This window comes from Mycobacterium sp. 236(2023) (assembly GCF_029623955.1).
Lineage (GTDB): Bacteria > Actinomycetota > Actinomycetes > Mycobacteriales > Mycobacteriaceae > Mycobacterium.
Map to the genome: position 1 here is coordinate 441846 of NZ_JARSBP010000005.1, position 6215 is coordinate 448060.

The following is a 6215-nucleotide window of genomic DNA, read 5'->3' on the forward strand; positions in this document are numbered from 1 at the left end:
CCCACGAGGGAGCGCTCGACCATGTTCGACACGGTGATACGCAACGGCCGCTGGTTCGACGGCACCAGCGGACCGTCGGCATTACGCAACATCGGTATTCGCGACGGTCGTATCACGACGATCACCACAGAGGAGCTCGACGGGGTAGAGGTGATCGACGCGACCGGGCACTGGGTGATGCCGGGCATCATCGACATCCACACGCACTACGACGCTGAGGTGCTGGCTGCTCCCGCACTGTCGGAGTCGCTGCGCCACGGTGTGACGTCGATCGTCATGGGGTCCTGCTCGCTGTCCACGGTGCATGTCAACGCCTCTGAGGCGGCCGACCTGTTCGGGCGCGTCGAAGCCATCCCGCACGAGCATGTCGTCCGCATCGTCGGCGAACACAAGACGTGGAGCTCTGCCGACGAATACATCGAAGCATTGGAGGCGCTTCCGCTGGGCCCCAATGTCACCGCGTTCATCGGCCACTCGGACATGCGGGTCGCTGTGATGGGACTGGAACGCGCCACCCGAAAGGATGTCCGGCCGACGCGTGCGGAGCAAGCTCGCATGGAGGAGATGCTCACCGAGGCGCTGGACGCCGGGCTGATCGGATTATCCTCACAGCAGCTGCTTTTCGATCGCATCGACGGCGACGTCTGCCGATCGCGGACACTGCCGTCGACGTACGCCAAGGCCAGGGAGCTGCGCCGGCTCAAGTCGCTGTTGCGTCGCCGGGACCGCGCGCTGCAGTCGGGACCAGACATCACCCATCCGCACAACATCGTGTCTCAAGCCCTGCAGTCGATCGGGTTCGGCCGCCCCCGGCTGAAGACCAGCTTGCTCGCCGCAGCCGACATGAAGTCCGCACCGGGCGGCATGTGGCTCACCGTGGTGCTGGCGGCCATCGCCAACCGACTCGGTGGGGACTTCCGGTTCCAGCATCTGCCTGTCCCGTTCGAGGTGTACGCAGACGGCATCGACCTCGTCATCTTCGAGGAGTTCGGTTCCGGCGCAGCGGCGTTGCACCTCAAGACTGAGCTGGAGCGCAACGAGCTGATCAAAGACGAGGCGTACCGCAGAGCCTTTCGCAAGGACTACGACAGCAGGTTCGGACCACGAGCCTGGCACCGGGACTTCTTCGATGCCGAGATTGTGGGGTGCCCTGACGAATCCCTGCTGGGCAAGTCTTTCGGAGACGTCGGTGTGGAACGTGGCGGATTACACCCGGTCGACGCCTTCCTCGATCTGGTGCTCGAACATGGCTCGCAATTACGTTGGCGCACGACGATTTCCAATCATCGACCGAAGATGCTGCGCCAGCTCGCGGTCAAGGGCGGCATCCAGATGGGCTTTTCCGACGCCGGTGCGCACCTGCGCAACATGGCGTTCTACAACTGTGGGCTGCGTCTGCTGCGTCACGTTCGTGACGCGCAGCGCACCGGCCAGAAGTTCATGACGATGGAGCGCGCGGTCCACCGGCTGACCGGTGAGCTGGCCGACTGGTACCACCTCGACGCCGGGCATCTGCGGGTCGGCGACTGGGCGGACGTGGTGATCGTCGACCCCGAGCGACTCGACGCGACGCTCGACGACTACCACGAAGCCCCGATCGAGGTGTTCGGCGGACTCAAGCGGATGGTCAATCGCAACGCCGAGACCGTGAAGAGGGTCATGGTCTCGGGTCATACCGTCGTCGTCGACGGCGAGCCCACCGACTCGGTGGGGCAGCGCCGCAGCGGGAGCTTCCTACGCGCCGATGGGCGACCCCGCAACGCTCCTCGCGTCAACGCCGGCCGGGTCGCCGCGGTATGAACGAACCCGAGCAGGTCACCGTCGACCTTCCGCATCTGCGTTTCGAAACCCTGACGTGGGGCCCGGAGCAGGGCCGACTGATGCTGTGCCTGCACGGCTATCCCGACACCGCGTGGACGTGGCGGCACGTCGGCCCGTACTTCGCAGGCCGGGGTTTCCGGGTGGTCGCGCCGTTCATGCGTGGCTACGCCCCGACCGAGATCGCTCGCGACGGCGATTACGGAATCGGAGCGTTGATGCACGACGCGCTCGAGCTGCACCGCGTCCTCGACGGTGGAGGCGGCGACGCCGTCCTCGTCGGACATGACTGGGGTGGATTGGCCGCCAACGGTATTGCCGCCCATCCGGACAATCCGTTCGAGAAGGTGGTATCGATGGGCGTCCCGATGGTCGCCGGTCTGAAGCCCGGGTCAGGCCGTGGCCGGGCACTGCTGCGGACACTGCCGAGGCAGATCCGGATGAGTTGGTACGTCGGCTTCCAGCAGATCCCGGGACTCTCCGAGCGGAGCCTGGACCGCGTGCTGCCCAAGCTGTGGCGGGACTGGTGCCCGCCGGGGTATGACGCCGACGTCGACCTGGCGCGACTGCGGAAAAGCCTTGCCGCCGCGGAACACCGCACGGCGGCCCTGTCGTACTACCGGGCACAGTTCCGGCCGTTGCGCCGCACCCGCAACCACCGCGACCTCGACGCGTATGCCATGGGCCGGGCTCCGCTGGTTCCGATGCTGGCGATGCACGGACGCATCGACGGGGCGATCGACCCTTGTATCGGTGCGCTGGGAACGCATGTTCTGCCTCGCGGAAGCCGGCACGAGGTGCTGGATTCCGCAGGGCATTTCATGCATCTGGATCGACCCGAGACGGTGCACCGGCTGATCGAGGAGTACGTGCGCGCATGACCGACGTGACCTTCCGCAAGATGCGGTTCGATATCGACAAGTCCATCCCGTTCCAGTGGAATCCCGCCAACCCCGCATCAGGTGTGCAGGCGAACATGATCTCGTTCATCGCCGTCGGATTCGAGCGCTATCTCGTCTTGGCGGTTCGGGAGGCGTTGGAGACCATGACCGACCCGGCCCTGCGCGAGGAGGCCGAGGTGTTCATCGCACAGGAGGCTCAGCACACCGCCGCCCACCGCAAGCATGTCAACGCGATGATCGCCCGGCATCCCGGGTTGCGTCAGGTCCTCAACGACGTCAACAAGGCGTACGAGGAGCTGTACGCAGCTCAGCCGCTGAAGTTTCACCTCGCCTATGTCGCGAGTTTGGAGGCCACGTTCCCACCGTTGTTCACCTTCATGATCGAGCAGCGGGAACGACTGTTCCACGGGGACTCTCGTGTCGCGTCACTGTTCCTCTGGCACTACATCGAGGAGATCGAGCATCGCAGCTCCGCGGAGCTGATTTTCGATGGCGTGGTCGGTGATCGCCTCTACCGGCTGCGCACGTTGCGGACGTCGATGAGCCACATCGTGGGATTGGCAGACCTCATTGCCGACGGCTTCCGGGCCCATGTTCCCGACGACGAGATCGGTGTCGAGGTCGATGCCGCGACGAAGACGATCTGGAAGGACGAATTCCGTTCGAGGGCACCGTTTTTGCGTGGGCAGAGGGTACCCAGTATCTACGCGGGCATCCCGACCTGGCGTCTGCTCAAACTCGTCGGCGGGCTGATGCGTTCGCAACTACCCAACCATCACACGAGGGATGTCGCCGTGCCGCCCTGGTACTACACCTGGATGAAGAGCTATCGGGACGGTGAGGACATGGCGCACTACTACGGGTCCTCGGCGTGACCCTGGCCATCGAGCAGCCCGACGCGGCGCCGCCGGGAGCGCCGACCGTCGCCGACATCTGCAGTATTGACTTGTCCTCTCCGGCGAGCTTTCTGGACGGCCCACCACACGCGGCGTTCGACACGCTGCGAGCGGTTGCCCCCGTAGCGTGGCAGGACGAACATCAGCACCGATCGCGCGTTGCTGAACTGCGCACCGGGCTGCCGACACCACCGTCACCGGGGTTCTGGGTCGTCACCTCACACGCCGAAGCCCAGGCGATGCTGCGAGACGAAAGCACCTATTCGTCGGAACTCGGCGGCGTCCTGATGACCAACGTCGACGAGGTGACCCTTGCGGGCCTGCGGATGATGCTGATCAACATGGACGGCGCCCGGCACGCGATGCAACGAAAGCTGTTGTCCCCGCATTTCGCTCCGAAGCTGATCGCGGCGATGAACAGCTTCGTCGAGAACAACGCCCGGACCATCGCGCGTGAATTCGCCGATGCGGGCGGCGGTGACTTCGTGTCCGACGTCGCCGTCGAGCTGACGGTGCGGGTGCTGGCCAACCTGCTCGCCATCCCGCACGATGAACGGTCCCGCGTCCTGCAGTGGGCCAGGATCAGCGACGTGGAGGACCCGGACGCCGGCGACGACGGTGCCGCCGTCATCGCGCTGCTGGCAGACCTGTTCGAGTACGCCAAAGGTGTTCGGACACAACGCCGCGCCCACCCGACCGGGGATCTGATGTCGATGCTGGCCAGTGCGACCGTGGACGGCGTCGAGTTCAGCGAGGACGAGTTCTGCTGGTTCTACCTGATGTTGATCATGGCGGGCACGGAGACGACGCGTTACTCGCTGTCGGGCGCGGTCAGGTCGCTGGACGCGCATGGGCAGTGGGCCGAGGTCGTGGGCGGCCCGCGTCCCGTGACGGCGACCGCCGTCGACGAGCTGCTCCGCTTCGTGTCGCCGGTCATGCACATGCGTCGCACCGCAACCCGGGACACGGAACTCGCTGGACAGCTCATCCGTGCCGGGGACAAGGTCGTGGTGTGGATGAACGCGGTGAACCGCGATCCGGCAGTCTTCGACGACCCGCATCGGATCGACCTCGGGCGCGACCACAACCCGCATCTGACCTTCGGCTACGGCGCCCACTTCTGTCTTGGGACGCGGCTTGCCCGATTGCAGCTGAGCCGCATGCTCTCCGAACTCGCGCAGAGCTGCCCCGGTCTTCGGGTGACGGGGCGTGCTGAGCGGATGCCGTCGACATTCATGGACGCCTTGACCAGGTTGCCGGTCGAGGTGTGACGATTCAGGCGACTTGGTTGTCGGGTGGTGCGGGGCCGCCGGGTTCGCCGGGGTCGTCGGTGGCGGATAGGCCCTCACCCGCGGTGTCAGTGTCGGGGCGTGACTCGGCGTCGGCGTCCTTCACCGACAGTGAATCTTGCTCAGGCTCAGTGTCTTCGGTCCGCAGGAGGCGTTCGGGAACGTGGTAGTTGTTGATCCGGTTCTGCCCGGTGTCCAAGGGTTGGGGTGGGATCCATTCGACCTCATGGTGGTCGTTCATGGTGGTAGTCCAGCCGCCGTCGGTGACACTGCGATTATCCGGCCCGCACGCGAGGCCGAGTTCGTCGACGTTGGTGTTGCCACCCTTGATCCAATCGGTCACCACATGATGGGCCTGGGAGCCGTACGCACCGATCGTGCAGCCGGGTTTGGTGCAGCCACCGTCGCGGGCGATCAGCATGATCCGCTGCGCCGGCGACGCCACCCGTCTGGCCCGGAACAGGTCCAACGCGGATCCGGTCGCTTTGTCGAACACCGCCAGATGACAATGCGCATGGCCGGCCATCCGGACGACGTCCTTGATAGGTAGTTTCGTGCCGCCTCCGGTGACTCCGACCCCGGCCCGGGACTCCAGGTCTTGGAGGGTGGTTCTGATGATGACCGTCACCGGCAGGCCATTCAACTGGCCGAGTTCACCGCACATCAACGCGATCCGCCCCACCACGACCATCGCGTCGTGTTGGCGTTGCGCCAGGCTGCGGTGATCGTTGCCGATCTGTTCCTGTGTCGGCACGCCGGAGGTGCAGGGTTCGGGGTCGTCGGGGTTGCACATGCCGGGGGCGGCGTACTTGGCGAAGATCGGCTCCCACACCGCCCACGCCTCGGGCGTGAATGTTGCTGATACGTCGACCATGCCGTCGTCACGCTGCTGGTGTTTGGTGACGCCGCGTTTGCGGCCGCGTTCGATGTCGTCGGGTTCGGGGCCGTCCTGATCCATCAGGAACAGCATCAACTCGGCGGACTCTTTGACCTCTTTGGGGCCGTTGCCGACCGCGGTGCGCACGAGTTTCACTTCGAACTGCTCCCGCGTCACCGTGTCCACAAACCCGGGCAACTTGGCGACGGCTTTATTGATGACTTTGACGTGCTCGGCGTTGATCAACCCTTGGGCCGCAGCGACCGCGGTGGCGTGCAGCACCGGCGGCAACACCGGCCCGGTGATCGGTTGGCGGGCGTGTCAGATGGTTTGTGTAGCTGTGGCTCCTAGTGAATGGAGCAGTATCGATGGATGTGAGCACTGACGAGCCGATGTCGGGGGCTGACGCCGTAGAGGCGTTGAAGTCCGCGGG

The 6215-nt window shown here is 65.3% G+C and carries 4 protein-coding genes and 1 pseudogene; 4 read left to right on the forward strand and 1 reads right to left on the reverse strand.

The features are described from left to right. Window positions 1-21 precede the first annotated feature (21 nt). Genes P9A17_RS23005 through P9A17_RS23020 form a run of 4 tightly spaced genes read left to right on the forward strand, consistent with a single transcriptional unit; the run spans window position 22 to window position 4887 of the window. Window positions 22-1800 carry an amidohydrolase family protein gene (locus P9A17_RS23005; RefSeq protein WP_278041044.1) on the forward strand — a complete coding sequence of 593 codons (1779 nt, stop codon included), beginning with the start codon at window positions 22-24 and terminating at the stop codon, window positions 1798-1800. Then, a complete protein-coding gene (locus P9A17_RS23010; RefSeq protein WP_278041045.1) occupies window positions 1797-2699 on the forward strand; it encodes an alpha/beta fold hydrolase in 903 nt (300 codons plus the stop codon). The genes P9A17_RS23005 and P9A17_RS23010 overlap by 4 nt, the downstream gene beginning before the upstream one ends. Continuing rightward, entirely contained in the window at window positions 2696-3595 is a 900-nt protein-coding gene (locus P9A17_RS23015; protein WP_278041046.1) for a metal-dependent hydrolase, read from the forward strand. The genes P9A17_RS23010 and P9A17_RS23015 overlap by 4 nt, the downstream gene beginning before the upstream one ends. Further along, complete coding sequence (locus tag P9A17_RS23020; RefSeq protein ID WP_278041047.1) at window positions 3592-4887, forward strand: cytochrome P450; 1296 nt, start codon at window positions 3592-3594, stop codon at window positions 4885-4887. The genes P9A17_RS23015 and P9A17_RS23020 overlap by 4 nt, the downstream gene beginning before the upstream one ends. A 4-nt stretch (window positions 4888-4891) precedes the next feature. Here the strand turns inward: P9A17_RS23020 and P9A17_RS23025 are convergent. Further along, a pseudogene (locus P9A17_RS23025) lies at window positions 4892-6097 on the reverse strand (DUF222 domain-containing protein); the annotation flags it as partial. Window positions 6098-6215: the final 118 nt, after the last annotated feature.

Bases quoted from the DNA above. Each gene is read 5' to 3' on its own strand.
- P9A17_RS23005 (WP_278041044.1), top strand. From the start codon at position 22: ATGTTCGACACGGTGATACGCAACGGCCGCTGGTTCGACGGCACCAGC.
- P9A17_RS23010 (WP_278041045.1), top strand. From the start codon at position 1,797: ATGAACGAACCCGAGCAGGTCACCGTCGACCTTCCGCATCTGCGTTTC.
- P9A17_RS23015 (WP_278041046.1), top strand. From the start codon at position 2,696: ATGACCGACGTGACCTTCCGCAAGATGCGGTTCGATATCGACAAGTCC.